Source organism: Rhodococcus sp. MSC1_016 (assembly GCF_023667485.2).
GTDB lineage: Bacteria > Actinomycetota > Actinomycetes > Mycobacteriales > Mycobacteriaceae > Rhodococcus_F > Rhodococcus_F oxybenzonivorans.
Genome location: NZ_JAMOZI020000002.1, coordinates 290,815 through 316,577, shown reverse-complemented (window position 1 = coordinate 316,577; position 25,763 = coordinate 290,815). Strand labels below are relative to the sequence as shown.

The following is a 25,763-nucleotide window of genomic DNA, read 5'->3' as shown; positions in this document are numbered from 1 at the left end:
CGCAAAACGGGAAATTGTGAGGGTGACAAGTCGATTTGACTGCAACACAACCCGACTTGTTGACGCGCCATTGCCGGACGTGTGGCTCGGTTCATTGCGGAATCCAGCGACCAGTGAAGACTGGCTCCGTTCTGGTAAGGAACGCCTCGCGCGCAGCTGTCGCATCGGCGGTAGCGAGGTTGATCACTTGCGCACGGCCTTCGGCCTCGAGCGCGGAACGAAATGAGCCGACGCTGTTGGCGTTGAGCAGGGATTTGCTCTGGGCCAGTGCCACCGGTGGTCCGGCACAGAGGCGCTGAGCGAGTTCGGTGATGAACTCGTCGAGTTCCTCGGGGGGTTTCACCCAGGTCACGAGTCCAAGACGTGTGGCTTCGCCGGCATCAATGATCTCAGCAAGTAACGCGAGCCTTTTGGCCGTGTGGAGGCCGACGAGTCGCGGCAGGAGCCAAGAGCCCCCGAAGTCCAACGAGAGCCCACGGCGAGCGAAGATCTGGCCGAATCGCGCGGTCGAGGATGCCACGACGAAGTCGCAGCACAACGCGATATTCCAGCCAGCACCCACAGCCACCCCGTCGACTCGCGCGATCACCGGGATGGTCAGTTCGTGGAGTGCACTGGCAGCCCGGTTGAGGCGTCGCAGCCGAACTGTCGGATGCTCGTCCTTCTGTCCTGCGAGATCCGTGCCTGAACAAAAATCACCCGCAGCCCCGGTGATGACAAGGACACGTGCATCCGGATCCGCCGACACCGTCTCCAGAGCGTCGCCCAGACCGGTCCAACCGTCGGCGTCCAGGGCGTTCTTCACGTGCGGTCGGTTGAGGGTGAGCGTCAGCACGCCATCATGCCGAGTGAGGTGGATCCGGTCGTTGAAGACTGTCGCACCGGACTCCTGGAAAGAGCTTCCGGGCATAGATGTTTCTGTCTCTGCCTGTGTCACGAGATTGGGTCCTTGCCAAGAGTGAGGGAACGGTGAAGGTGGGAGCGCTTGTCACGCGCGGATCGTCGACCCTTGGTGGCGACTCGACGTGAGCGCTGCCGAGCCTCACCCCCGGGTGGATCGTGTGAGGTCCCTGTCGGCGGTGCACGAGAGCGACCAATAGGGGGAGAAGGCCCGAGTTCACTGCTTTCAGTGGCACACCTCGAAGAGGCCGGCGGCGCCCATGCCGCCGCCGACGCACATGGTCACTACGGCGTACCGTGCTTTACGTCGACGTCCTTCAAGCAGTACGTGACCGGCGAGACGGGAACCGGTCATTCCGAAGGGGTGGCCCACCGAGATGGCGCCACCGTTGACGTTGAGTCGCTCGGACGGTATGCCGAGTCGGCGCTGACAGTAGATCGCTTGTGATGCGAACGCCTCGTTGAGCTCCCACAGATCGATGTCGTCGACGGTGAGCCCGTGCCGTGCAAGTAGTTTTGGAACTGCGTACACCGGACCGATGCCCATCTCATCGGGCTCGCAACCGGCGATCGCCATACCCCGGAAGATGCCGAGTGGCTGCACGCCGAGCTGCTCGGCGTCCTCGAGCTCGACCATGACGCACGCGGACGCACCATCGGAGAGTTGGGAGGAGTTCCCGGCGGTGACGAACTGGCCGGCCCCTCGGACAGGGGCGAGGGATGCCAGTCGTGCGAGGGCCGTGTCCGGGCGGTTGCAGGTGTCGGCGGTGACGGTGACTTCTTCTCGGGTGACGTTGTTCGTCTGTTTGTCGGTGACGGTCATGACGGTGGTGCAGGGGACGATTTCGTCGTCGAAGCGTTGCGCTTTCTGTGCCGCGGCGGTGCGGCGTTGGCTTTCGGCGGCGAACTCGTCTTGGTCCTCGCGGGTGATCCCATACCGTTGTGCGACGATGTCGGCTGTTTCCAGCATCGTCATGTACATCGCGGGCTTGTGCTCGGCGATCCACGGATCGAGCTCAGGGTGGTCGAGGGGGAGCTGGCTACGGCTGGGACCGGTCGAGATGTTTTCGACGCCGCCGGCAATCATGGCGGGGGCGCCGTCGACCACGATTCGTCCCGCCGCGATCGCGATCGCCTGGAGTCCGGACGAGCAGAAGCGGTTGACGGTTGCGCCACCGACGCTGGTGGGCAAACCGGATCGGATCGCGGTCTGCCGGGCGATGTTACGTCCCTGGGTGCCCTCGGGGTACGCGCATCCGAGGATGAGGTCCTCGACCAGGTCGGGGTCGATGCCGGAGCGGCGGACCGCTTCCTGCACTGCGAACGAGGCGAGGGTGGGGCCTGCGGTGCTGTTGAACTCGCCACGATGCGACTTCGTCAGTGGTGTCCGAGCAGTCGAGATGATGGCTGCTTCACGCATGGAATCTCCTGTCGAGGATGGGAATTGCAATGGAATCCGCGGGTGACGCGAATCCCCGGTGCCCCGTGTTTACTGGTGAGCGTGTGCTCGGTCGCGGACCGGGTTGACGGCGAGCAGGGCGATGACTGCGCCGATCACCGCGACGACGCCGATCGTCTGGAAGGCGGTGGCATAGCCGTCGGCAGGGTTGGTGGCGCCGTCGATGATCAGTCCGGAGACGTACGGCGCGACGAGCGGGCCGAGGGAGGTCAGGGCCAGGAAGATTCCGAGGCCGCCGGCGACCTGATGCCGGGGAAAGATCATTGACATGACGGCGTTGAGCTGGGGGAGGATGCCTATGCCGAGTCCGTAGGCGATCGAGACGAGAGCGACGACCAGGACGGCGGAGCCGATGTAGGGCACAGCGATGAGTGACAGGCCGCAGATGACGAGTCCGATGGCGGGGATCACCGCCCGCATCAGCCGCACGTTCGCTCCGCGGCTGATCGCCCGATCGATGAGGGCGGAGGCGGACAGCAGGCAGACGAACGCCGCGATGCTGGGAACTGCGAGCAGGGAGCCGGCGGTGACCCGGCTGTAGCCGAGACCCACTTCGAGGTATGAGGGCAGCCAGGTGATCACCATCGCCGCAATGGCATACATCGCGGTGGCGGCGAAGAATCCGCCGATGAAGGTGGGGGTCAGCATCGTCCGTCGCAGCGATGCTCGGTTCGCCGCTCGGGTGGCTGGGTCTTGGCGGGCCTTGTTCGCGGTGTTGCGCTGTTCGCCGTACGGGCCGGGACGCCAGAGCGCCATCCAGATCGGAACCCAGATCAGGGCGGCGATCGCCAGTGTGATGAAGGCGGCGCGCCAGCCGAACGTGGAGGTGACGATCGCGAGGATCGGGGCGAAGGCAATTTTGGCGATGGACCCGCCGGAGGTGATGGCCGCCGCGGGGAGTCCTCGCTTCTCTTCGGGGAACCAGGAGAATGCTGCGGTGTTGGCCAGCGCCGAGTTGGGTCCCTCACCGAGACCGAGCAGGCACCGACTGGCGATCAGCACCGCGAAGCTCGCGGCAAACACCATCGGCAACATCGAGGCGGCCCACACCACCGCCATGAGCACCAACGCCCACCGCAGCCCCATCCAGCGGTTCAGGGGCCCGGCCAGGAATCCACCGAGACTGAACGTCAAGTAGAACAGGCTGCCTGCCAGGCCGATTTGTGCTGCGGTGAAGCCGAATTCGTCCTTGAGTGGCTGCGCGACGATGCCGAGGACTGCCTTGTCGGCCCAATTGAGCATGTACAGCGCGACAAGCATGAGGGTCATCGTCCATGCCTGCTTGTGTGAGCCGGTGCCCGTGCTATCCGGGCTGAGGCTTCTGGTGGTGGTCATAATTCGGGCATCCTTTGTCCGTGAACGGGGGCGGTAAGCGTTGGGCTTGGCGGCCCGGGTATCAGTCCTTCGGCATCGCTTCGTGGTCCGTGGGGCCGAGTCGGCGCTCAGGCCAGCTCGGCGCCAAGCTTGGTGTAGCCCCGGAGCAGGTCCCGCGAGATGATGAGCCGCTGAATCTCGTCGGATCCCTCGAGGATTCGGAAAACACGGACCGATCGGTACCAGCGCTCGAGCGGGAGTTCCCGGGTGTACCCCATGCCGCCGTGGATCTGCAGGACGCGGTCGATGACGCGGTTGACCATGCCGGCGCCGTACAGCTTGGCGATCGAGGAGGCGTGGCGGGGGTTGCGTTGCTGGTCGATGATCCATGCGGCGCGCAGCACCAGCAAACGTGCCGCTTCGAGTTCGACCTCGGAATCGGCGATCATCCATTGGATGGCCTGGTTAGTGCTGATCTTGCGGCCGAATGTCTCGCGGGTGTTGGCATGGTCGATGGCCATCTGCAGTGCACGTTCGGCGCTGCCGACGGCCTGCGATGGGATCGTGTACCGGCCACGGCCGATCCACTCCATCGCGAGATCGAAGCCCTGTCCGACCTCGCCGAGAACGTTGCGGTGGGGGACCCGGACGTTGTCGAAGATGAGCGAGGCGGGCCCGCCCTCTCCCATGGTCGCGATGAATTCGGACTTCCAGCCCATGTCCCGGTCGACGAGGAAGGCTGTCGAGCCGTGCCGGGCGCCCTTCTCCCGATCGGTGACCGCGATGACGATGGCGAAGTCCGCTTCGTTTCCGTTGGTGATGAACGTCTTTTCGCCGTTGATGACCCAGTGGTCGTCCACCTTGCTGGCGGAGGTCCTGATGTTGGCGGCGTCCGAGCCGGCACCGGGTTCGGTGATCGCGAAGCACGAGATGCGCTCACCTTCAATCGACGGGAAGAGATATTCCTTCGCCTGTTCCTCGTTGGTGTGGCGCAACAGGATGTCGGCATCGCCGCCGAAGCGGAACGGGATGAAGGTCTTCCCGATCTCGGTCCAGATGAGTGACTGGGTGACCGCTGGGAGGTTCATGCCGCCGTATTCCTCGGGTGAGGCGATGCCCCAGAATCCGAACTTCTTGGCTTTGAGCTGTAATTCGCGCAGCTCGCTCGGCTCGAGACCGACACGGTGCTGGCGTTCACGCAGCAGCACCTCCTGCTCGAGGGGGCGCACCTCCTTGTCGATGAAGGCGCGGGTGGTGTCCCGGATTGCTTTCTGCTCGTCGGTCAACGAGAAGTCCATGGGTGCTCTCCTGCTAGGGCGGTATACGGCGAGATCGACCGGCCGCTTCGAGAGGGGCCGGTTCTACGTGCGTTGCCGAGCGGACATGCCCTGATCAGGCCGGTGATCTGAATTGCACATTCGGCAAGGCCGCTCTGGTTCCAAGCAACCATGGCCGCGCCACCTGAGAACAGGACCGGGCAGTGATACAACTGAGAGTCAGCGCCTATAGCGGCTGGTCATCCTTCTACGCTGGTGGAGGGGCCGGGCTGGAAGCCGGTCGGAAGGCGGATCTTGTGGAGCGATATCAGTTCGAGTACTTCCTTGCAGTGGTCGACCAGGGAGGGATCAACGCGGCGGCTACCGCTCTCAACCTCGCGCAGCCGACGATCTCGCAGGCAATCCGGTTGACCGAACGGGAGCTCGGCGTGCCACTGTTCCACCGGATCGGCCGAGGGATGGTGCTGTCCTCGGCCGGTCATGCACTCATCGGTCCGGCACGTCGGGTGATGCGGGACCTCATCGTGGCCGGGAGTGCGCTGTCCGACGACATCGGTCGCGCCCGCGGCCGACTCGATCTGGCGGTGGCATCAACGATGTCCGCCGGCACACTGGCGGAGATCGTGGCAGCGGTTCGGCGTGAGGTGCCCGGCGTGGTGTTCCGGATCAGCGAGCTTCGAGACGAGGCTGCCGCGCCGGTACTGCTCCGCGAGGGCCACTGCGAGATCGCGATCTGTCATCTGCCTGTTGCGGTCGGAACAGGATTGGCCGAGCTCGAGTTCGGCGAGCAGGAGTGGTGGTTGACCTTCCCACCGGGGATGGGCGTTCCGGGTGAGGACCCGCTGATGCTGGCCGACGTGCCCGATATTCCGTTCGTGGTGGTGCCGAAGGGGACTCCGCGAGCACGCGAGATCGAAATCGAGGTACGCCGGGCAGGGCGCGAACTGCGCGTATCGGCGGTATTGGAACACCGCGAAGCGCGGCTCAGTTACGTGCTCGCCGGCTTGGGCGCCGCGTTCCTCGACCGACCGTTGGCGGAGGAGGCGCAGAGGCGGGGGGCGACTGTGCGGTCGATCGAACCGCGGGTGAGCAGCCCGGTCGGCCTCGTCTACGACACGGACCGGTTATCTGCCGCCGGACGTGTCTTCGTCGAGACGGTTCGCGGCAGAAAATTTTTATGAAGTTGACGATTCGAGGAACGCCTCCGCGGCCGGAGACAACGGACCCGGCCGGAACACCCATCCGATCGGCCGGGTGATCGGTGGGGAGAAGGATCTGACGACCACGCCTTCCAGTTCGGTCTCGGCGAATCGGCGGGGTAGCACGGTCGCGCCCACTCCGGCGCGCACTAGTTCCCACAGGGCCTGGCGGTGGGCACACTCCACCACGACGTTTCGAAGCGTGTCGGCCAGGGTGGAGTCGATGAAGGCACGGCCGAACGTGGTCGACAGTTCCACCACTACCGGCAGGTCGGCGGCCGCGGGCATCGGCACGGGATCGGGAACGGTCGCGGCGAGCTCGGGCGGAAGAACCAGGGCGATTTCCTGCTCCTGGACGAACCTGGTGTGCAGCGCCGGCGTGGGTTCGCTCAGTTCCGTCAAACCGAGCTCGGTTCGTCCCTCCCGAACGGACTCGACGACATCAGCGAAGTTGTCCGCATCGGCGACATCGAGCACCACGTCCGGGAACTGCGTGTGGAAACGGCTCAGCAACCCCGCAAGGGGGTCGATCGCCAGACTCGACAGTGCTGCAAGTTTGAGTCGGCCGCCGGCCACGTCGCGCACCGCCGCCACCTGCTCGACGGCGAGTTGCACGTCAGAGAGGATCTGCCGAGCAGGCGCGAGGAACAATGTTCCGTCGGTGGTGAGAGTCAGTCCCCGACCTGACCGTTCGAAGAGTGTGACCCCGAGTTTGCGTTCGAGGGTCCGGATGGCCTGGGACAGGGACGGCTGTGCGACATACAGGCTCTGCGCCGCGCGGGTCACCGTCCCGTGGTCGGCCACCGCCACGAAGTACTCGATCAACCGCAGATCGACTTCACTCAGGCTCAGCTCAGTCACCCGAGACCGCCGAGGCAGTGGGGATTGCGGAGACAGCCGCTGACCGGGGGGAGCTCATAGGGCACACCCTATGCCGCGGACGACGCGTGGAACAGCGGGTATAGGAAACGGCGATGAGGCCGTGCACTGCTAGATCTTTGTGGTGATCTCGGGCTGGGTGGTGGACTCGGATGTCCCCGCACCGGCTGGCGACGTCCATCGGTGTTGTCGCACCCGGTGCCCTCGAGGAGGGTCGCCTGAGAGAGAGACGAATGATGCTGCGTACTCGATTCACCGAAGCCTTCGGGATCCAGTATCCGATTGCCCAGGGTGGCATGCAGTGGGTTGCTCGCGCCGAGCTCGTTGCCGCGGTCGCCAATGCCGGCGCGCTCGGTTTCCTGTCTGCACTGACCCAGCCGACACCGGAAGCCCTCGTGAAGGAGATCGCGCGGTGCCGGGATATGACCGACAAACCCTTCGGGGTCAATCTGACCATGTTGCCGGCGATCAACCCGCCGCCCTATGCGGAATATCGCCAGGCGATCATCGAGTCCGGTGTCCCGGTCGTGGAGACCGCGGGCCGAGACCCGTCGCCGCACCTGCAGGCCTTCCAACAGGGAGGGGTCAAGGTCGTGCACAAGTGCACGAGTGTGCGGCACGCGATCAAGGCGCAGGCGAGCGGTGTCGACGCGGTCAGCATCGATGGATTCGAGTGTGCCGGTCACCCCGGCGAGGACGACATTCCCGGGCTCGTGCTGATCGCACAGGCCGCACGGTCTATCACCGTGCCGCTGCTCGCGTCCGGTGGTTTCGCCACCGGCCAAGGGCTGGTGGCCGCGCTGGCGTTGGGCGCCGACGGCATCTCGATGGGCACCCGTTTCATGTGCACCGTCGAGTCGCCGATCCACCGCAACATCAAGGACCGCATCGTGGCCGCCACCGAGCGGGACACCGAACTGATCTTCCGCCCTCTGCGTAATACCTCCCGGGTAACCAGCAATCACGTCAGCCGAGAGGTCGTCGAAACCCTCGCTGCAGGCGGAACTTTCGAGGACGTGCGGGAACTGGTAGCCGGTGCCCGCGGTCGCGAAGTCTATGAATTCGGTGACCCCGAGCGCGGTATCTGGACGATCGGCATGGTGCAGGGCCTCATCGACGACATTCCCCCCGTCGCCGATCTGGTGCAGCGCATCGTGGGGGACGCCGAGCAAACCATCGCGGACCGTCTCGCAGGCCTGACGGTCACACCCGGAATGTAGGGCGATTTCTCCCCGAGTTCCCTGTTCGCCACCCCAATCCCTAGTGTTAAAAGAAAGTGAGCATCTCATGGGACTACCCCTGATCCGCGACGAGGACGGAATCCGGTGGATCACCCTCGACCGACCGGAGATCCGTAACGCACTACAGGTCGAAGACCTCGACGTGATCGCCGACGGCGTCCAGTCCGCTGGTCCGCAGGTGCGGGCCATCATCCTCACCGGCACAGGCGACCGGGCCTTCTCGGCTGGGATGCACGTCAAAACCTTCGCCGATGCCACACCGCAGAGTGCCCGCGAGAGCATCTCCCGGGTACGTGACTGCGTCGGGGCCATCCGGCTGTCCCCGGTGCCGACAGTGGCGCTGGTCAACGGCTACTGCATCGGTGCGGCCTTCGAAATGGCCCTCGCGTGTGATCTGCGAGTGGCGCATCCCGATGTGCAGTTCGGGCTGCCCGAGGTCAAGCTCGGAATTCCATCCGTGGTCGATGCTGCGCTGCTGCACCAGTACGTGGGCCTGTCCAAGGCCAAGGAGATCATCTTGACCGGCGACATGTATCCGCTGGCCGACTTCGCCCACACCGGGATGGCGAACCGCATCGTGGGCATCAGTGAGCTGCGCAAGACCGCGTTGGCGCTCGCGCAGCAACTCGGCTCGTACACCCCGCAGGTGATGGCCGCGCAGAAGGGACTGTTCGAGACGTGGCTGAACAACAGCCTCCAGGACGGCATTGACGCCAGCGTCGACGTCTTCGCTGACCTGTTCGCCCACCCCGAAACCGTCCGCGCGATCGCTCAATACCAGCCCGCTCCGCGACGCTGAGGCGAAGGTGACGAGCACGGCCTCGTCGCCCCAAACCATGAAGGAATACCCATGCCCGTGACTTCACGTGTCGACGGCAACGTCGCCGTCGTCACCATCGATCATCCCCCCGTCAACGGCCTCGGACACCCGGTCCGCACCGAACTGCTGCGCGAACTGCGGCAGGCACTGGCGTCGGACACCATCCGCTCCGTGGTGGTGACCGGACGAAAAGGATGCTTCTCCGCCGGAGCCGACATCACCGAATTCGGAACTCCCCGTTCGACGGCCGCACCCACGCTGGCCGAGATCATCGGTGAAATAGACGCGTCCACGAAACCGATCGTCGCCGCCATCGACGGCACCTGTTTCGGCGGCGGCCTCGAGCTGGCTCTGGCGATGCACTACCGGGTCGCCACACCGTCGAGCACCCTCGCCCTGCCGGAGGTGAACCTCGGATTCGTGCCCGGCTCCGGAGGCACCCAACGACTTCCACGCGCCATCGGCATGGCCGCAGCCGCCGACCTCATAACGACCGGGAAACCGAAGACAGCCGCAGAGCTCGCCGACATCCCCGGGCAGCGACTAATCGAGGGTGTGTACGACGGTGACATCGTCGTACACGCCGTGCAGGTCGCAGCCCGTATCGCTGACGCTCGTCCCTTACCCCGCCTGCGCGATCTCACCCCCGCCGACCAGATCGGGGACAACCAGCTCACCGAGATGCGCGCGACGCTGCGAGCCAAGCACCGAGGCCTCGAGGCCCCGGTCGCGGCGCTGGACCTTCTTACCCGTTCGGCAACCACACCGTTCGACGACGCCATCGCCGACGAGCGCGCCACCTTCCTACGACTGGCCGGCGGCACACAATCAGCCGGTCTCCGGCACGTCTTCTTCGCCGAACGCCAGGCACGCAAGATCCCAGACCTGCCCGAGGACACGATCACCCGCCCGATCGAGACGGTTGTGGTCATCGGTGCCGGCACCATGGGCTGCGGCATTGCCGTGAACTTCCTCAACGCCGGTTTACCCGTCACCCTGATCGACACAACGAGGGACGCACTCGAACGCGGTCGCCGCACCATCGCCGCAATCTTCGACTCCCACGTACGCAAGGGAACGCTGAGCTCAAGCGAGCAGGACACGCGACTACTCCGCTTGCGCACCAGCATTGACCTGCACGACGGCGCGAATGCTGACCTCGTCGTCGAGGCCGTCTTCGAGAGCTGGGACGTCAAACGAAGCGTGTTCTCCCGCCTCGATGCCGTGATGAAGCCGGGAGCGGTTCTCGCGACCAACACCTCCACCCTCGACGTGGACGAACTCGCGGACGTCACCGAACGCCCCCAGGACGTCGTCGGGTTGCACTTCTTCAGCCCCGCCCACATCATGAAGCTCCTCGAGGTGGTCCGCGGAGCCCGCACCGCACCCGACGTGCTCGCGACCGCGATGACCACCGCCCGCCGCCTCGGCAAGACCGCCGTCGTGTCCGGGGTCTGCGACGGCTTCATCGGCAACCGGATGCTGCAGAGCTACCGCGACGCGGCCGGTCGGCTCCTCCGATCCGGCCTGTCGCCGCAGGACATCGACAACGCGATCGAATCCTTCGGCTTCGCCATGGGCCCCTATCGCGTGGGTGATCTCGCCGGCAACGACGTCGGCTGGGCTGTGCGCAAACGCCGATACGCCGAGAACCCCGACATGCCGCACGACACCATCTCCGACGCCCTCTGCGAGATGGGACGATTCGGCCAGAAAACCGGCGCCGGCTGGTACGACTACCCCAACGGCGGCCGAAACCCGGTACCGAGCCCCGTCGTGGAGGAACTGCTCTCCCGTTTCCGTTCCCGCATCGCCGCAGACGAACGCCCCAGCGATCGACAGATTGCCGAACGCCTGGTGTTCGCACTGGTTGATGAGGGCGCCCGAATCCTCGACGAAGACATCGCCCAGCGATCGTCCGACATCGACGTGGTCTACGTGTCCGGCTACGGCTTCCCCCGGCACCTGGGCGGCCCCATGTACTACGCCGACCAGATCGGTCTCGACCGGGTGCTCGCCGAGTTGATCGCCGACAATCCCGACGGCTGGCAGCCGGCGCCGCTGCTGGTCCGCCTGGCAAAAGAAGGCGGCACGTTCGGCTGACCACCACGGCGATCACAGACGAAGGGAGGGGCCACCCGCAGAGGGTGGCCCCTCCCTTCGCCGTGTTCAGCGACCCACACAGCACCGGGTCGAAGCCTGATTCGCACAACGACGTCGAAGCCTGATTCGCACAAGAACATCGGCCGCTGCCACCCCTTCCAGGGTCGCAGCGGCCGATGAAACCTCAGTGCCGACAGGTAGCCCGACTACCCGCTGTGCGCGCTGGACTGGGCCGCGTCGAGGCGAGCCCGCAGTTCATTCTTGAGTATCTTGCCCGCGGCGCTGGTGGGCAGGGCGTCGACGACAATGATCTCCCGCACCCGCTGGTACGGCAGGACCTGCGCCGCCACATCGGCAAGCAGCTGGTCGGGATCGACGGTACGGCCCGACCGGGGCACGACGAACGCCACCGGGATCTGTCCGGCGTTGGGATCACTGCGCCCGACGACGGCCGCGGAGTCGACGTTCGGATCGCTGGTCAGCAACTCTTCGAGAACGCGGGGATAGACGTTGTACCCCTTGTAAACGAGCATGTCCTTGGCGCGTCCACTGATGAACAGGAAGCCCTCGTCGTCGGCATACGCCATGTCTCCGGTCCGCAACCACCCGTCGACGAACTGCTCGGCGGTCTTGTCCGGATGCCGATGATAGCCATCGGCGATCTGCGGCCCGCGTAACCAGAGTTCGCCTTGCTCTCCGGCGCCGAGTGGTAGTCCGTCGGCGTCGCGGATCTCGAACTCCGTGTCAGGAATCGGCTGTCCGACACTGCCCTGCTTATGGCGAGCGCCGTGAAAGCCCGGAACGGACAGCACCAGGCACGTCCCCTCCGTCAATCCGTATCCCTCGATCAACATCGCCCGAGGAAAGGCGCGCTTCATCGCGGTGAGCGTCTCGTGATCGAGCGGAGCCGCACCGGACGACATCGCCCGCAACGAGGACAGATCGCGGGAACGAATATCGGGACAGCTCAACAGGGAGTGCCACATGCTGGGGCTACCGTTGATGTAGGTGACACCCTTCTCCTCGATGAATCGAAGAACCGATTCCGGAGAGAAGCGACCGGGAAAGACGATCGTCGCACCGGTGCAGATGAGATTGCACATCGTCAGCAATGATTGGGTGTGATACAGCGGTCCGACGATCAACGAGACGGTCTCACCCACGACGAGCGCCCCGTCCGTACGGTAGCGGGTGAACTGCAATCGGCCATTCTCGTCCAGGGCGATGAGGCTGCCCATGCGCCAGGCCAGCGCCTGGGTAATCTGCGAGACGACATTGCGCTGGAGGGTACGCACCCCCTTGGATACGCCCGTAGTGCCGCCCGTGAACACCAGGTGCGCGAGCGCGTCGGGGTCCACCACCACGGGCTCGAACTCGCGCGGAGGCTCCACCGCCCAATCAGCAAAACCGATCACCGAGTCGCTCACGGGGATCGTCTGTGCCGGTGCTGCCGCGGAGCCGGGCACCACGACGATGCGCCGCAGATCGGTGCCCTCGGCGGCCTCGACGAGCGCGCCGGCATGGGCGGGATGCGAGATGGCCAACACGGCATCCACCTCGACCATCTGCTCCCGCAACCCGGTGACCTGCTGCAGCGGACTCGCCGGCGACACGACGGCACCCGCAAGGTGCACACCGAGATAGGTCACGACGAACCATGCGGTGTTCGGCAAGTGGACGAGCACCACATCGCCCGGCCGGACGCCGTCCGCCGCGAGCGCTGCCGCGACGGCGGCGGCCTCCTCCCACAACTGGGCGTAGGTCAGCTGGAGGTCACCGTCTTCGACAGCGAGTCGATCCCCGTGCAGGTGGCACGCCGCAGCGAGTAGCTGGCCGACCCCGACTGTCGGATACTCGAGATGGCGCGGGATATTTTCAGGCCAGTACGTGGGCATGGCGGTCCTTTCGGGCAGTTTCGTTTCATCTTTTCGGAATCGGTCAGAGCTGCATCGACTTGGCGACCACGGACCGCATCACCTCGCTGGTTCCGCCCAAGATGCGAGTCACCCGCGCATCGGCGTAGAGCTTGGCGATGGGGTATTCGGTGATGTAGCCATAGCCGCCGTGCAGCTGTAGGCACTTGTCGACGACCCGACTTTGCATCTCGGTGGTCCACAGCTTGACCAATGCCGCCTGTGCAGGGGCGAGTGCGTTCGCGTCGTGCTGCTCGATAGCGGCGTCGACCAGTGCCTGTCCCGCTGCCACGTCGGCTACGCAGTCGGCGAGGACAAACTTTGTGTTCTGGAACCCAGCGATCGGCGTGCCGAACGCCTTACGGCTGCGGGTGTAGTCCACCGTGTGCTCGACAGCCCGGCGGGCCGAGGCGACGGCGCCGATGGCAATGACCAGCCGCTCCTGCGGAAGATTCTGTGTGAGGTACCGGAAGGCTTGCCCTTCCTCACCGATGCGGTCCTCGACCGGGACGCGGACGTCGTCGAACGAGAGTTCGCACGTGTCCTGAGCTTTGAGGCCCAATTTTTCGAGCATGCGACCGCTCGTGAACCCGGGTGAGGTGCTGTCGATCGCGAGTAGGGTCAGCCCGGCACGGCGGTTGCCCTCCTCCGGCGGCGAGGTACGGCAGACCACCAGGACCCGTCCGGCATGGCGGCCACCGGTGATGAACGTCTTGGCGCCGTTGACGACATAGACGTCGCCGGTGCGTCGGGCTGTGGTGCGGATGCCAGCGAGATCGGAGCCGGTATCGGGCTCTGTCATGGCGATCGCGGTCATCATGTCACCGCTGCCGAAACCCGGAAACCACCGCTTCTTCTGCTCATCATTGGCGAATCGCTGCAGATAGGGATAAACCAGATCGAGGTGCGTGCGTAGCGACCCCAAGGCGAGTCCGGCAGCTGCAGCCTCCTCGTTGAGGACAGCGTTGTACTTGTACGATTCGATACCCGATCCACCGAATTCCACGGGCACCTGCATCCCCAGAAAGCCGAGTTCCCCCATCCGGAGAAAGAACTCGGGATCCACGTAGCCCTGCAGCTCCCACTTCGAGTAGCTCGGCAACGCCTCTCGCTCGAGGAATCGACGGATAGCCGTTCGGAATTCCTCATGCTCAGCGGTATAAACCTTGCGCTCCATTCACATCTCCTAAGTCTCCCGAACTCTCGAGTCATGCCCACGGCTGCCCGAAGAAGCGTTTGGAGCGCCCGCGGCGGCGCATCCAATGTTGAAGCGCACGCGGCGCCGCTCCCAATGAAGGCGCGCACTCCGTAGGCTCGGTCCTGAGCGACGCGAACACCCATCGACTCGTTGCGTCTCTCGCTCGAATCAACTCAGTGATTTCAGCACCGCGGGACGGCTAAGCGCTAAGACCTATCGACGTACGAATCGACTGTCGAAACCAATTGTGAAAGCGTAAGCGCTCTATACCGTGTGTACTTCGCCGGTAGTGGTCGCGGAGTCCGGTGCCACATCCACTTGTATCGAGCGGAACAGTCCTAGGATCTGTGAGCCCGCCGTGACTAGGAGGTCACCGCTGATGGCGGATTGGATTTATCCACCGTGTCGGTGACTGCGCGGATCAGGAATCCGAGTCTTTCGATGCCTGGTCCAGTGGGCGGGTGCTGCGTTCGGCGCGGCATATGGCTACGGCGCCTTCGATGGCGGCCACGGTCAGGGTGGCGGTGTGCTCGGCGTCGGTACCGGAAGCAGCGTGCGCGCGAAGCGACTCGGCGAGTGGCGCCGTCCAGTTCCGCGCGCCGCTGAGTCTTGTCGAGCGACCATGAATAATCCATGATTTTGGTCAGTGTGCAGCGACTTATACCGGCGTGGTCGCCGAGGGTCAGTCCGCGGCATATGCGTGGCCCGGGCATAAGAGATCCGGGGTGACGGCCCATTCCGCTGCCGTGAGCCATCGTCGAACAGGCTCGGTCAGGTTGCCGTTCTCCGCTTGTTCGGCGAGCGCGCCGGCGAGGATGGGTCCGTCGCCGCAGACGCTGCAGGCGATGTCGAATGCCGGTTGCCCGGGTTCGCAATGCCGACAGTGGTGCAGGCTGATAACTCTCCCCCGGTGGTGGGGGTCGGCGTGGAGCCACGTGACAGCGAGGTCGGCACGTTGGTGCGCCGCCTCGGTGCGAGTGGTCGGCTCGTATCCGCAAGTCGGGCACGTCCGAGACGGGCGGACAGCAGGATCGCCGACCACGCTCGCCTGCGCGACGGGTGCGCTGTCCTTCTGCCGTTTGTTCAGATGCCCATAGATCGTGGTGCGCGGGACCTTCAGCATGCCCGCGATCTGGGCGACGGTGTGCTCGCCGGCGTCGTAGAGGTGTTGAGCGAGTTCGATCTGATCCGGGCTGAGCTTCGACGGTCGGCCGCCCTTGCGGCCGCGGGCGCGCGCGGCGGCCAACCCGTCGCGGGTGTTCGTCACGATCAGCTCGCGCTGAAGCTCGGCCAGGACCGACAACATGCCGAACATGGCGCGGCCCTCGGTGGTGGCGGTGTCGATGCCCTGCTCGAGCACCTTCAGGCCGATGCCGCGCTCACGGAGTTCGGCGCCGAGGGATGATCAGGTGCAGTACCGACCGTCCGAGCCGGTCGAGCCGGGTGATCACCAGGACATCGCCCTCGCGTAGCCGCGCCAACGCCAGATCCAGCTCGGGACGTGACGCCTTCACCCCACCCGCATGGTCGGCGTGGACGTTTTCGGCGGCCACCCCGGCGCGGACCAAAGCATCGATCTGATGGTCGGGGTTCTGGTCTGCGCTGGAGCGGGCGTAACCAATTAGCATGTGTCGACAATACCCAGACGCAGGGTTTATCGACACGGTTTTCGACATTGGTTCTCGACGCCCGTGATTGCGCGAATGTGCTGTTCGGGGCGGGTGTCGGAGACGAATCGATTATCGTCAGCCCGGCCTTTGGCTAGCTTGTAGTCGCCTCGGCTCGCCCTTGCCTAAGGTCGCTGGTAGTTCAGCTCGTAGACCTTGTCTTCCTCCAGTCGGATGCCAGTGGTGCCGACCGGCTCGGTGAGCATGCTGTCTGCACTTCACTGGAAAGTCCGTGTTCGGCAGCGGATCCACGAGGGTACTTTGCCGACTCGCCAGTTGCGGCCGCGCGACTCCCCTGTCGGTGGCGATCCGTAGACTCGAATTCGTTCTGGTGCATCCCCCCATTCATGTTCCCGGAACACCCCTGTGCCCCGGCGTCATCGATGCCGGGGCACAACTATGCGCATCGGCGGACGAGAAGAGCGATAAATGACTGAGTCGAGGCCAGGGCGGATCCCGGTGGGCGATCCCATCGCGCTGTGCTTCGACCCGGAGACCAAACACCGACTCGACGAGATGGCTAAGGGCATCGGCCCGCGCCGGTTCGGGGCGCTGATCCGCGTCGCCTGCCAACGACTAGTCACCCAGCCCAAAGCCGTCCGCAACCGTCTCGACGAAGCGCGGCGACTCTCGGCAGTCCGGCGGGCGATCCCGCTGGTCATGCTCACGCTCAAACTGGAACCGGACACCGCGCAGAAGTTCACGGCGCTGGCCGCCGAGTGCGACACCACGGTCAGCGCACTCATGCGGATTGCACCGCACCGATTCCTGGAAACCCCCGGACTACAAACACCCGATGCTCCGCGAGGCCGAGTGGACCGGACTGTCCGAGAAGGTCGAGGTGATGGTCAACCCATCGGCCAAGCAACAGATCTGGCGCCTCGCCGGCCGGCACGGGACAAGCTTGGGCACCGCGCTTCTTCGGGTTGCTCTTCGTCGCCTGCTCGATAAGCCCGGTGACCTCGCCACGGACCTGGAGACCATCGCACCGTTGCGCGATCTTCGGCCCGAGATCTTCCCCGCCAGGGTGAATGTGCACTTCGACGCCCCGCTGCGGGACAGCCTCGACGGGTTGGCAGCACGGGTTGGGTCCGATCGTGCGGAGTTGATGCGTCTGGCGGCGCAGCGTGTGCTCAAGGCCCCGGGAATGATTGAACAGGCAGTGAACCAGGAGATCTTTCGCAGTGAGAAAAACAGAGCGCATCTCATGGCACGCCACGTCCGCCGCCAGGCGCGTCGCCGCACACAGCCCGACTGATCAACCGCACACCCTCCGCGCCATCTGCACGTTTCCGATATTGCCTAGGGCGTGTCTGCTAAATCGCGAGGCGAAGATGGTTCATGGTGGACAGGTGACTCGTTCAGGTGTGATTTCCGATGACTTGTGGGAGGTGCTCGCGGAAGTGATGCCCACGTCGTGTCCGCGGCGTGGTCGGCCATGGAACGACCACCGCGTGACACTCGAGGCGATCTGCTGGCGGTTCCGGACCGGTTCCCCATGGCGGGATATTCCCGACGAGTTCGGTGCCTGGCAGTCGATCTGGGAACGACACAAGCGCTGGTCGATCGACGGAACCTACGAGGCAATGTTCCGCGCCGTGCATGCGGTCCGTGATGTCGACGATGAGGCGTTGGCGGCTCTGGTCTCGATCGACTCGACCAGCGTGCGTGCCCATCAGCATGCGGCGGGTGCTCCAGCTCCCAGATCCACAGGGGGCTGAGTCGAATTACACGTTTGCGGGCGAGCCCACCGATCACGCCCTGGGACGGTCCCGAGGCGGGTGGACGACGAAGATCCACGCCCTCATCGACGGCACCTGCGCTCCGGTCGCCCTGTTGCTGACTGCCGGGCAGGTCGGCGATAACCCACAGCTGGCGCCGCTGCTCGAGATCTATCCGGATCGGCACGGTGGCACGATGCGGTTGCTGGCAGACAAGGCGTACTCCCATCCTTCGACTCGAAACTTCCTGCGGGAAAAGCGCATCTCGCACACGATTCCGGAACGATCCGATCAGATTGCACGACGGAAGGAGAAAGGTTCCCGAGGCGGGCGACCACCGGCCTTCGACCCGGCGCTCTACCGACACCGCAACACCGTTGAGCGGGGTTTCAATCGACTCAAGCACTGGCGCGGTATAGCCACTCGGTATGACAAGTACGCCATCACTTACCTCGGTGGCGTACTCCTCGCCTCAACAGTCACAACGCACCGTCTGCGCAATTAGCAGACAGAACCTAGGCCAAAACGGACCCTGGTGAGCGCAGAACGGCGTTCAGTCCGTCTTGCCTCGTCGGCCGGATTCGGTAACAGCTGCCGGAGCCAATGGCCGCGATCGTCAGCTACTGCTCCGGGTCAGCCCCTGTCATAGGCGCTGGTGATCCCACTAAACTCGTGAATTCTCCTTTACTGAAAGGAGATTCCGGCCCCGAGCAGTCCATGGAGTGGGAAGATCGGTGCGGATTTACACGCGCCCCGAGGAGACACCATGAAGTCCGTTCCCGGTATCCGCAATTCCCTTCGAATCCTTGCTCGCTCGCTCCCTATGGCGGCCCTGATTCTCCTGCCCACTGCCGCGGCGGCCCTACCTGCACAGGCGGCGCCGGCGGTGGTCACCGACGACACCTTCACAGATACCTTTGACCGTGTCGGACCCGCCTCATACTGCTCGGACGGGCCGCTGTACAACCTCACCGAGACCTTCAACTTCTCCGTGCGCACTGTCGACACGAGTGCAGGCGTTCAGCGCGTCAACCTCCGGTACACGGTGTCGGTGACAGGGGTTCCCATCGACCCGGGCCTGCCCACCGTCACCGCCACCGGAGCCAGCGTTGGGGGGCTTACCAGCGGTCCGGCCGAAACCAGCTCAGGTCCGCTACTGGTCAAATGGTCGTTCTCCGACGGTACTCAGCTGACCGAGCGCTCTCTGTTTCACTACACCTTTGCCAACGGGGACTTCACAAACTTCCGAGTAACCTGCAACAGCATCCCGTAACGAAAGGCCGAGTTGGTGGATGAAAATCCTACGGGTTCGCTCGACTCTCTGGCGGCGTGAATCCGTCAGGCCACTTAGTGGACTCGTCGTAGTAGATATTAATCAATGATGCGTCGGCCAGCCCTTTAGCCCCGTAAAGATCCGCTCCTACGAGCACAGCGTCATCCAAAATGGCTCCTCGGAGATCTGCCTCGCCAAGACCTGTGCGTCTGAGATTTGCTCCACTCAGATTCGTGTCAGACAGATCTGTGTTGGTCAGGTTAGACACACCAAGATTTGCATTGGCCAAATTCATGCCGGCTAATATAGATCCCCTTAGCGTTGTGTAGATAATCTTTGTATTGCTGAGATCCGATCCGGGTTGCATGGTCAAGCCAAAAAGGCATGTACTTGATAGATCGATGGCAACGCTTTCTCTGACGTTGGTGGGACGCCGTGCTAATACCGTTATTGCTGCCTGTATGTCATCGGGGGCGCGAAGGAAGTAAAGAGAAGCGGAGGGTTCTGCTTGAGAGGAATCCGAGCATAAGGGCGCCGTTCCGGGAGATTGGTTCCTGACGAAACCAGCCAGAACCTCGTAGGCGAGGGAATTCAAAACTTCGGAGTTGTGTGCGACGCTTTCGAGTGTGTAGATTCCGCCAAGTCGGGAATTGGTCGACGCTTCATCGCCGATTTGCTCGACTGCCTTCGTGAACATTTCGGTATTCTGGCTGTGAATTGTCGCAGCATTTTGCTTACTGGTCTGTCGTACGGTCGCCGCCGAAAATACCAATGCCCCTATGGCGGCGAGGGTCGTAATTAGCCCTGTGACGCCTTTCCAGCCCGGCCAGTCGAACAGTCGGGTTAAGTGATTCCACCATGAGTTCGTCGAAGTCATGGTTTCAGCGTTTTGATTCGGTGTGGGAGACGGCCCGGACTCGTCCCCGGGCGGCGTGGGTGACATCATGGCCCCTCATCCGGCGTTTGTGCGGCATGAAAATTCTCACGCGAAATTGCCTCGCCTGACGGGTCGGGTGGCCGAAGCAATCGAATCCAGAAAGCTTCCAATAGTTAGATCCAGATTGATCGCACCTGCTCTACAGCAGATTGGATGACCTTTCATATTTCAGTGTGCGACAGGCTGCGTGACATGGTTATTGCCTCTTCTGGGGTCAGTTGACGGAACCGCGCTGAGGCTCCTGGTCAACAGACGCCCATCTGATCGTCCGCCGCAGCGGAGAGGATAGTCAAGACCGATCGGTGTGGTACGGACAGATCCTCCCGACAGGGGACTGTCCGGTTCTCGGGATCGGACCAGGCGACCCGTAGGTTTTCGCTGCGGCCGACACCGATGCCACCGACGACGTGGGACATATCCACGATCGGATGCCGATGAGTGTGGCCCAGGAGAACTGGGCGGACTGGCTCGACCCGACGAACACCGACGTCGACTACGCCCGATCCTTGATGGCGCCACCGCAACCGGGCAGCTTGGACACCTATCCGGTGTCCAAGGCCGTCAACAACGTCAGGAACAACGGTGAGGATTTGCTGAAGCCGAGCGCGCCAGAGGGCCTCTCGTGACCACGGCTTGCGCATCCCCGATGCCCGGGGCGCAGGCCGGTTGCTCACGGATCGACATCAGTTTCGCGCGCGTACATGGGCCTGGATGGGCGCCGCGGCGACGGTGGTGAACGGGACCGCCAGGGGAAAGTCGTCCTGCAGGGATCGGATCTCGATCGTTCGGATGATCGTGGCCAGTGCGAGTGTGGCTTCTAGCATCGCGAAGTGGTCGCCGATGCAGGACCGTGGCCCACCGCCGAACGGGATGTATTGCCATCGGTCGCGGCCACCGGAGTTCTCGGCATTGAATCGGTCCGGATCGAAGACCAGGGGGTTCTCCCAGAGCGCGGGGTCGCGGTGCATGGCGTAGATACCGACCAGCACCATGCTGCCGGCCTCGACTCGGTAGCCGGCGACCTCGATGTCCTGCATGGCTGTGCGCCCGGCGACGGCGACTGGCGGGCACAGTCGCATCGCTTCGTGCAGCACCTGCACGGTGTATCCGAGCTGGGGGACGTCGTCGGGGGTCAGTTCCCGATCGCCGATGCCGGCCGCCTCGGCGGCGACCCTGTTCTGCTGCTCGCTGTGGTGTCCCAGCGCCCATAGCGCGTAGGCGAGGGTGGTGGCGGTGGTGTCGTAGCCACCGGCCGCGAAAGCGATCAGGTCGTTGCCGATGTCCTGGTCGGACAGTTCCCGCCCGGTCGCCGGGTCCGTGGCCCCGATCAGCGCATGGACGAGCGGCGCGTCTCGGGTCGGGTCCGCGCGGCACACCTGAAGGATCTCGTCCGAGAGCCGGTGCATGGCCGCATCCGCTGCCCACGCGCGCCGACGCGCAGGCGTGGGGAGCCATCGCGGTGCGCGCACCGGCCGCATCCCACGATCAGCGATATGCGACAGAGCGATACGCAGTGGCTCAGCGAACGCGTCGGCCCGTTTATCGAGGTCAGTTCCGAGGACCGAGCGGCCCAGTGCCCGCATGGTCAGCCGCCGGCACTCGGCGTCCAGATCGACTTCGGCGTTGTCTCCCCACCCGTCGGCGACCATCGCCGCTGCCTGGGACATATGGCCACCGAAGGTGCGCACACGCTGCTTGGTGAACAGCGGTTGCAAGGTCCGCTTACGCGAAAGCCACGGCTCGTTCGGGAGGTCGACGATGTTGTCCCCCATCAAGTGCCGCATCTCCCGGTGAACAGCAGTCCTATCGCACGCAGTATCTTTCCGTCCCAGGACGTCACGAGCCCCCATCGGCGACGTGACCCACACAATCGGCTCGTTCAGCCACTTCGGGCCGAGAGTCACCCTGCTCACGGGCCCACCGGTCTCGCGCAGCAATTCCTGCCCGATGTGGTACTCCCTGACTGCCTTCAATCGTTGCCGGAACGGCAGCGGGTTCCGGGGAGCCAGTGGTAGTGAACCGACGTCGCCCGCGTTGTGAGCGTTCATGATCGTGTGCCCCCCTGCGTTCGGCTGATCAATTCCGGCCTCTTCCGAGGTCGCTCGCGTTGCGACTTGCCGATCCGAATCGACCTTACGACGGAACCAGGTCGACCCACCGGCTGTCGCCCGACTCCCGTCGGTTCGCGGCAGAAGCCCGCCGCTTACGGCGTCATCATTATGTTGACAAACACAAGATAGGTCAGCAATATGATGACGCATGGACGGGATGGAAGAGCGCAGCAACACCGGCGACGTCATGCGTTTCAGCGGATCCGTGACGAACGAACAGGTCGTCGAAGCGCTCCGGGCCCAGCACGAGGCCACGAATCTCGCCAAATGGACACTGGAGCAGATCGTGGCCGTCGCCCGACGCCGCGGGATCAGCTGGGCCGAGATCGGCCAGGCGCTAGGCGGAATCACGAAGCAGGCAGCGCAGCGGAAGTATGCACCAGTGATCGCCGCCGCCCGGAAAGACGAAGAGCGCAAAGTCGCTGAACTGCTGGGACTCTCAGACGAAGAAGCCGAAACCTTGCGCAGCTGGGGATAGCCCGATCGCCTGAACAAGGCAAACATCAGTCAGACCAGGGGGGAGGCTTGGGCGCTGCGCACGCCGGCGGAGCTGGCGGTAGAAATTGATCCGCGCCCGTGTACGGGCGGCACGAAGGGGGAGACGATGAACGGCAAAGAGAACTGCAACGAGCAGGCACCCGGGGAGATCAGTCGCGATCACACTCGACTGGCTTCACTGGTGTCCTCGACGGAAGTCGAGAAGCTCATATCCGGCATTACCGAATATGACTATGCGACCAGCTCCAAGCTCCGCGACCTGAAACGGCTCGACCGGAGCTCGCTCACACCGGAACTGACCCGCAAGCTCGACGATCGCAGAAGGGTTGGTCTCAACAACTACTGGTCGCGGGTGCCGAAGTCCGGGTGGGGAACGACAGTCGCCCTGGCCGTTCTGTCTCTCGTGTCCCTGCTGTGCGCCATCGCGATCGTCGCGGCGCAAGGGGAACCGAGTCCCCTGACGACGACCATTCCATTCCTTCTTCCCGCAGGTCTCGGCATCGCAGCCGCCGCTCGCGGTCGACACGCCGCCCATCACCCCTTGCACGTGCGCTCGGACGAACACCTCGCGATCGAGGAGGCCTACCAGTGCACGGGTTTCCCGGCAGAAGCGCGGAAACAACCCCGCGACGCAGAAAAGATCGCCTACGTCGCAGACCGAATCATTACCGACATCCGCAAAAGTGCAGCGTGGAAGTCGCCACTGCTCGACGAACACCGAATCAGGCTGGACCTTCGCCGGGAACGGTTCGAAATCGCGAGCAGCGCGGGACTACTGGACAAGCAACAACTCTCGGCCGCCATCGACCCGGACGTTCTCGAAGACGAAGGCCCGGACGCCGAGCGCCTCCGCCGAGCAGTCGAACGCAGCACCGGACTGATCGACGAGATGCGGGCCAGCCTCATCAACCGAGTTGCCGCCCTGCTGGCGTACCGCGACGAACTCGCACCGCTGGATCGACTGATCAAGCAGATGGAGACCCTCGACCAGCTCGAAGAGCAGCAGGCGAGCCTCCACCAGGCGTACACGCAGATCACTCGTAACGAGCTCGCTGCGACCGACACTGAAAGGATGGCCGACGAACTCACCGCGCTGAGAGCGAACCTGACCGCCCAGATCGAGTTCGTACGCACGAACGTCATCAACAGCCCAGTCCTCGACGCGGGACTCACGCTGATCGAGGGAGACTAGCTGTAAGACCAAGACGGTCGGCAGACAGTCAGAGCAGGCAACAGCACACCAGGGGGAGCCTTGACCGAGTTTTACACCGTAACCGAACTCGAACAGCTCGGTTACGTTCGGCACCGACTGACCGAGCTGTTCGGAGAGCCCGACACCACAGGCGGCGAGGAACGCTGGCCGAGCGAGACAGTGCACGCCGTTGAACGCGATGTTCTCGCACCGGCGGCGAGGGTGGTCTTCACTGCGTTCGAGCCTGACTTGGATACCCGCGCGGGGATGATCGCAGCCGATCTCCGGTTCGGGTGGCCACAGATGGAGCAGATGCTCGCCCGCGCGACCTTGCGGGAAGACCAGATGCGAAGTGGGCGGACTGTATCCAGCGTGGTCGGTGATGAGGGAGCGGTCGCTCCGTGATCAGCGAGTTCCGCGGTGTTGTCGTCGATGCGCTGCTATTCGGGGCGTCCCTGGCCGACCGGTGGCGCGAGGCTCGATCACAACGGGCGCGGATGGCCGAGATCGCCGCCAATCTAGATCGCTTCCAGTGGTTGGTCCTCGAGGACTTGGCCGAGGCGCGCCGAGCGTTCCAGCACCGAGACCGCCAGCGGGGGAGTGCAGAGGTCACGGCGTTCCTTGCGGCCCACGAGCGCGCCAGGATGGTCGGTATCCCCGACGAGCGGGCGGTGCGCCGCTTGGCTGATCGGATGGCCCGGGCACGTGACAGACAGGCCTGATCCGGGCGTGTGGGGCGAGCTAGGAATCGGCTGGGACGAGATATTTCACCTGGACGCTGAACGGGTAGGTGCCTGGGTTATGGATAGGGTTTGACCGTTGACCATTGACCTCTGAGCTGACTGACTGGGCCTCCCATGCCGAAGGCGCCGTGTGGTGCGATGGTGGAGTCCCGGTTATCGCACCGTTTCGAATTCGTCACCGGATCACCTTTACGGGACAACAGCAGGTCAGGAGACTTCGGTCCCGGGACCGCTTCCGGAACACGCCGGTCAGGGTTCCTCATCCGGAGCCTTCGATGGTCCAGTTGGCAGGAGCGGTGGGTCGCGAAAGCCGGGATCGCCCTGGTCCGCGGCCACGGTCGGATCTGCGCTGCGAAGGAGGTCACCGTTACCGCCGAAGACGGCACTGTCACCGCCCTGACGGCACGGCACGGCATGCCGTTGCCGGTGGCCACCGGATCCGATCCGTTCGTTCCGGAGATCGACGGCTTGACCGCGGCGCAGCCGTGGACCGCCCGCGAGGCGACGACCGTGAAGTACATCCCGTCCGAGACTGGCAATCATCGGCGGCGTCGTCGCCACCGAGATGGCGACCGCATACGCCGGCCTGGGCGGCAACGAAATCACCTGAACGCTGTTGTATCGAAAACTTGCCCGTTCTAGACTGAGGTATGGCCACGGTCGGTCGTGATTCGGCGGCGCCAAGCGGGTCCCAATCCCGCCGGTACCGTTCTCCGCTGCGTCGGATGCAGGCAGCTCAAACCCGAGCGGCCGTACTCGAGGCCGCCGCGCGGTTGTTCGCCGAGCGCGGCTGGGCCGGCACCGGCATCAGGGATATCGCGCAGGCCGCGACGGTGTCCGTCGAAACCGTCTACACGACGTTTGGTTCCAAGGCTCACCTGTTGAAAGCGACGCTCGAGGTCGCCATTGTCGGCGATGACGCCAAGGTGCCGTTGGCCGACCGGCCCGTCTACACGGCAATCGGTGCGGGGCGCACGAGCGGCGACCGCATCGAGATCGCTGCGCGTATGATCGCCTCGATCAACGAGCGCATCTACCGCCTGGCCGCGGCAATCCGCCAGGGTGCGACGGTCGATACCACGCTCGCAGCGGCGTCCGTCGACCTGGAAGGGCAGCGCAGGCGCTCGGCTGCCGACGTCGCAAACATGATCATCGGCCGTCAACCCGACCCCGGTCAGGTCGACGAACTGTGCGTCCAGACCAGCGACCAGGTATATGCCCTGTTCGTACAAGAATGCCGCTGGACTCGCGTCCGATACGAGTCGTGGCTGATCGACCGCATCACAGAAATCCTCAACCGCCCGAGCTGAATCTTCGT

At 64.3% G+C, this 25,763-nt stretch carries 21 protein-coding genes and 3 pseudogenes; 13 read left to right on the top strand and 11 right to left on the bottom strand.

What is annotated here, in order from left to right:
* Positions 1-91: 91 nt before the first annotated feature.
* The 4 genes from L1080_RS33800 to L1080_RS33785 form a co-directional block, all read right to left on the bottom strand.
* Entirely contained in the window at positions 92-910 is an 819-nt protein-coding gene (locus L1080_RS33800) for an enoyl-CoA hydratase/isomerase family protein (RefSeq protein ID WP_250776751.1), read from the bottom strand.
* 216 nt (positions 911-1,126) lie between these two features.
* Entirely contained in the window at positions 1,127-2,320 is a 1,194-nt protein-coding gene (locus tag L1080_RS33795) for an acetyl-CoA C-acyltransferase (protein WP_250776752.1), read from the bottom strand.
* Between the two features lie 69 nt (positions 2,321-2,389).
* Positions 2,390-3,694: an MFS transporter gene (locus tag L1080_RS33790; RefSeq protein WP_250776753.1), complete on the bottom strand. Its 1,305-nt coding sequence runs from the start codon at positions 3,692-3,694 to the stop codon at positions 2,390-2,392.
* A 107-nt stretch (positions 3,695-3,801) separates the two neighbouring features.
* Positions 3,802-4,971, bottom strand: a complete 1,170-nt coding sequence (locus L1080_RS33785) for an acyl-CoA dehydrogenase family protein (RefSeq protein ID WP_250776754.1) — start codon at positions 4,969-4,971, stop codon at positions 3,802-3,804.
* Between the two features lie 275 nt (positions 4,972-5,246).
* Here L1080_RS33785 and L1080_RS33780 point away from each other — a divergent pair, with 275 nt between their 5' ends.
* A complete protein-coding gene (locus L1080_RS33780) occupies positions 5,247-6,131 on the top strand; it encodes a LysR family transcriptional regulator (RefSeq protein WP_250776755.1) in 885 nt (294 codons plus the stop codon).
* Here the strand turns inward: L1080_RS33780 and L1080_RS33775 are convergent.
* Positions 6,126-7,010: a LysR family transcriptional regulator gene (locus L1080_RS33775; protein ID WP_250776756.1), complete on the bottom strand. Its 885-nt coding sequence runs from the start codon at positions 7,008-7,010 to the stop codon at positions 6,126-6,128. The two genes, L1080_RS33780 and L1080_RS33775, sit on opposite strands and share 6 nt — an antisense overlap.
* Positions 7,011-7,264: 254 nt before the next feature.
* Between L1080_RS33775 and L1080_RS33770 the strand changes: the two genes are divergently transcribed.
* From L1080_RS33770 to L1080_RS33760, 3 genes are all read left to right on the top strand, one after another.
* Positions 7,265-8,248, top strand: a complete 984-nt coding sequence (locus tag L1080_RS33770; RefSeq protein ID WP_250776765.1) for an NAD(P)H-dependent flavin oxidoreductase — start codon at positions 7,265-7,267, stop codon at positions 8,246-8,248.
* Positions 8,249-8,315: 67 nt separating this feature from the next.
* Positions 8,316-9,068, top strand: coding sequence for an enoyl-CoA hydratase/isomerase family protein (locus L1080_RS33765; protein ID WP_250776757.1), 753 nt, complete (start codon positions 8,316-8,318; stop codon positions 9,066-9,068).
* Positions 9,069-9,119: 51 nt separating this feature from the next.
* Positions 9,120-11,192 (top strand): 3-hydroxyacyl-CoA dehydrogenase NAD-binding domain-containing protein, encoded by a 2,073-nt coding sequence (locus L1080_RS33760; RefSeq protein ID WP_250776758.1) that lies wholly within the window; start codon positions 9,120-9,122, stop codon positions 11,190-11,192.
* Positions 11,193-11,398: 206 nt separating this feature from the next.
* On the opposite strand, the gene L1080_RS33755 is transcribed toward L1080_RS33760, so the two are convergent.
* The 4 genes and pseudogenes from L1080_RS33755 to L1080_RS33740 form a co-directional block, all read right to left on the bottom strand.
* A complete protein-coding gene (locus L1080_RS33755; RefSeq protein ID WP_250776759.1) occupies positions 11,399-13,087 on the bottom strand; it encodes a class I adenylate-forming enzyme family protein in 1,689 nt (562 codons plus the stop codon).
* Between the two features lie 43 nt (positions 13,088-13,130).
* Positions 13,131-14,282, bottom strand: a complete 1,152-nt coding sequence (locus tag L1080_RS33750; protein WP_250776760.1) for an acyl-CoA dehydrogenase family protein — start codon at positions 14,280-14,282, stop codon at positions 13,131-13,133.
* 442 nt (positions 14,283-14,724) lie between these two features.
* Positions 14,725-14,931, bottom strand: a complete 207-nt coding sequence (locus L1080_RS33745; protein ID WP_459032630.1) for an LmrA/YxaF family transcription factor — start codon at positions 14,929-14,931, stop codon at positions 14,725-14,727.
* Positions 14,932-14,985: 54 nt separating this feature from the next.
* Positions 14,986-15,931, bottom strand: a pseudogene (locus tag L1080_RS33740) (recombinase family protein).
* 835 nt (positions 15,932-16,766) lie between these two features.
* Here L1080_RS33740 and L1080_RS33735 point away from each other — a divergent pair.
* The 3 genes and pseudogenes from L1080_RS33735 to L1080_RS33725 all read left to right on the top strand — a co-directional run bounded on the left by L1080_RS33735 (position 16,767) and on the right by L1080_RS33725 (position 18,964).
* Positions 16,767-17,228 carry a ribbon-helix-helix domain-containing protein gene (locus tag L1080_RS33735; protein WP_250776763.1) on the top strand — a complete coding sequence of 154 codons (462 nt, stop codon included), beginning with the start codon at positions 16,767-16,769 and terminating at the stop codon, positions 17,226-17,228.
* A 94-nt stretch (positions 17,229-17,322) separates the two neighbouring features.
* Positions 17,323-18,196: pseudogene (locus tag L1080_RS33730) on the top strand (IS5 family transposase).
* A gap of 261 nt (positions 18,197-18,457) precedes the next feature.
* Complete coding sequence (locus L1080_RS33725) at positions 18,458-18,964, top strand: hypothetical protein (protein ID WP_250775363.1); 507 nt, start codon at positions 18,458-18,460, stop codon at positions 18,962-18,964.
* Between the two features lie 28 nt (positions 18,965-18,992).
* Here the strand turns inward: L1080_RS33725 and L1080_RS33720 are convergent, their stop codons facing one another.
* Entirely contained in the window at positions 18,993-19,841 is an 849-nt protein-coding gene (locus tag L1080_RS33720) for a pentapeptide repeat-containing protein (protein ID WP_250775366.1), read from the bottom strand.
* Positions 19,842-20,302: 461 nt separating this feature from the next.
* Here L1080_RS33720 and L1080_RS33715 point away from each other — a divergent pair.
* Positions 20,303-20,527 (top strand): annotated as a pseudogene (locus tag L1080_RS33715) (SOS response-associated peptidase family protein); the annotation flags it as partial.
* Positions 20,528-20,584: 57 nt separating this feature from the next.
* Here L1080_RS33715 and L1080_RS33710 read toward each other — a convergent pair.
* A complete protein-coding gene (locus tag L1080_RS33710; protein WP_250775370.1) occupies positions 20,585-21,949 on the bottom strand; it encodes a cytochrome P450 in 1,365 nt (454 codons plus the stop codon).
* Between the two features lie 211 nt (positions 21,950-22,160).
* On the opposite strand from L1080_RS33710, the gene L1080_RS33705 reads away from it, so the two are divergent.
* The 5 genes from L1080_RS33705 to L1080_RS33685 all read left to right on the top strand — a co-directional run bounded on the left by L1080_RS33705 (position 22,161) and on the right by L1080_RS33685 (position 25,755).
* Positions 22,161-22,490, top strand: coding sequence for a hypothetical protein (locus L1080_RS33705; protein WP_250775372.1), 330 nt, complete (start codon positions 22,161-22,163; stop codon positions 22,488-22,490).
* A gap of 126 nt (positions 22,491-22,616) precedes the next feature.
* Entirely contained in the window at positions 22,617-23,702 is a 1,086-nt protein-coding gene (locus tag L1080_RS33700) for a hypothetical protein (protein ID WP_250775374.1), read from the top strand.
* Between the two features lie 60 nt (positions 23,703-23,762).
* Positions 23,763-24,107 carry a hypothetical protein gene (locus L1080_RS33695; protein WP_250775376.1) on the top strand — a complete coding sequence of 115 codons (345 nt, stop codon included), beginning with the start codon at positions 23,763-23,765 and terminating at the stop codon, positions 24,105-24,107.
* Positions 24,104-24,424, top strand: a complete 321-nt coding sequence (locus tag L1080_RS33690) for a hypothetical protein (protein WP_250775378.1) — start codon at positions 24,104-24,106, stop codon at positions 24,422-24,424. Before L1080_RS33695 ends, L1080_RS33690 begins: the two co-directional genes overlap by 4 nt.
* A gap of 671 nt (positions 24,425-25,095) precedes the next feature.
* Positions 25,096-25,755 carry a TetR/AcrR family transcriptional regulator gene (locus L1080_RS33685; RefSeq protein WP_308202190.1) on the top strand — a complete coding sequence of 220 codons (660 nt, stop codon included), beginning with the start codon at positions 25,096-25,098 and terminating at the stop codon, positions 25,753-25,755.
* Positions 25,756-25,763: the final 8 nt, after the last annotated feature.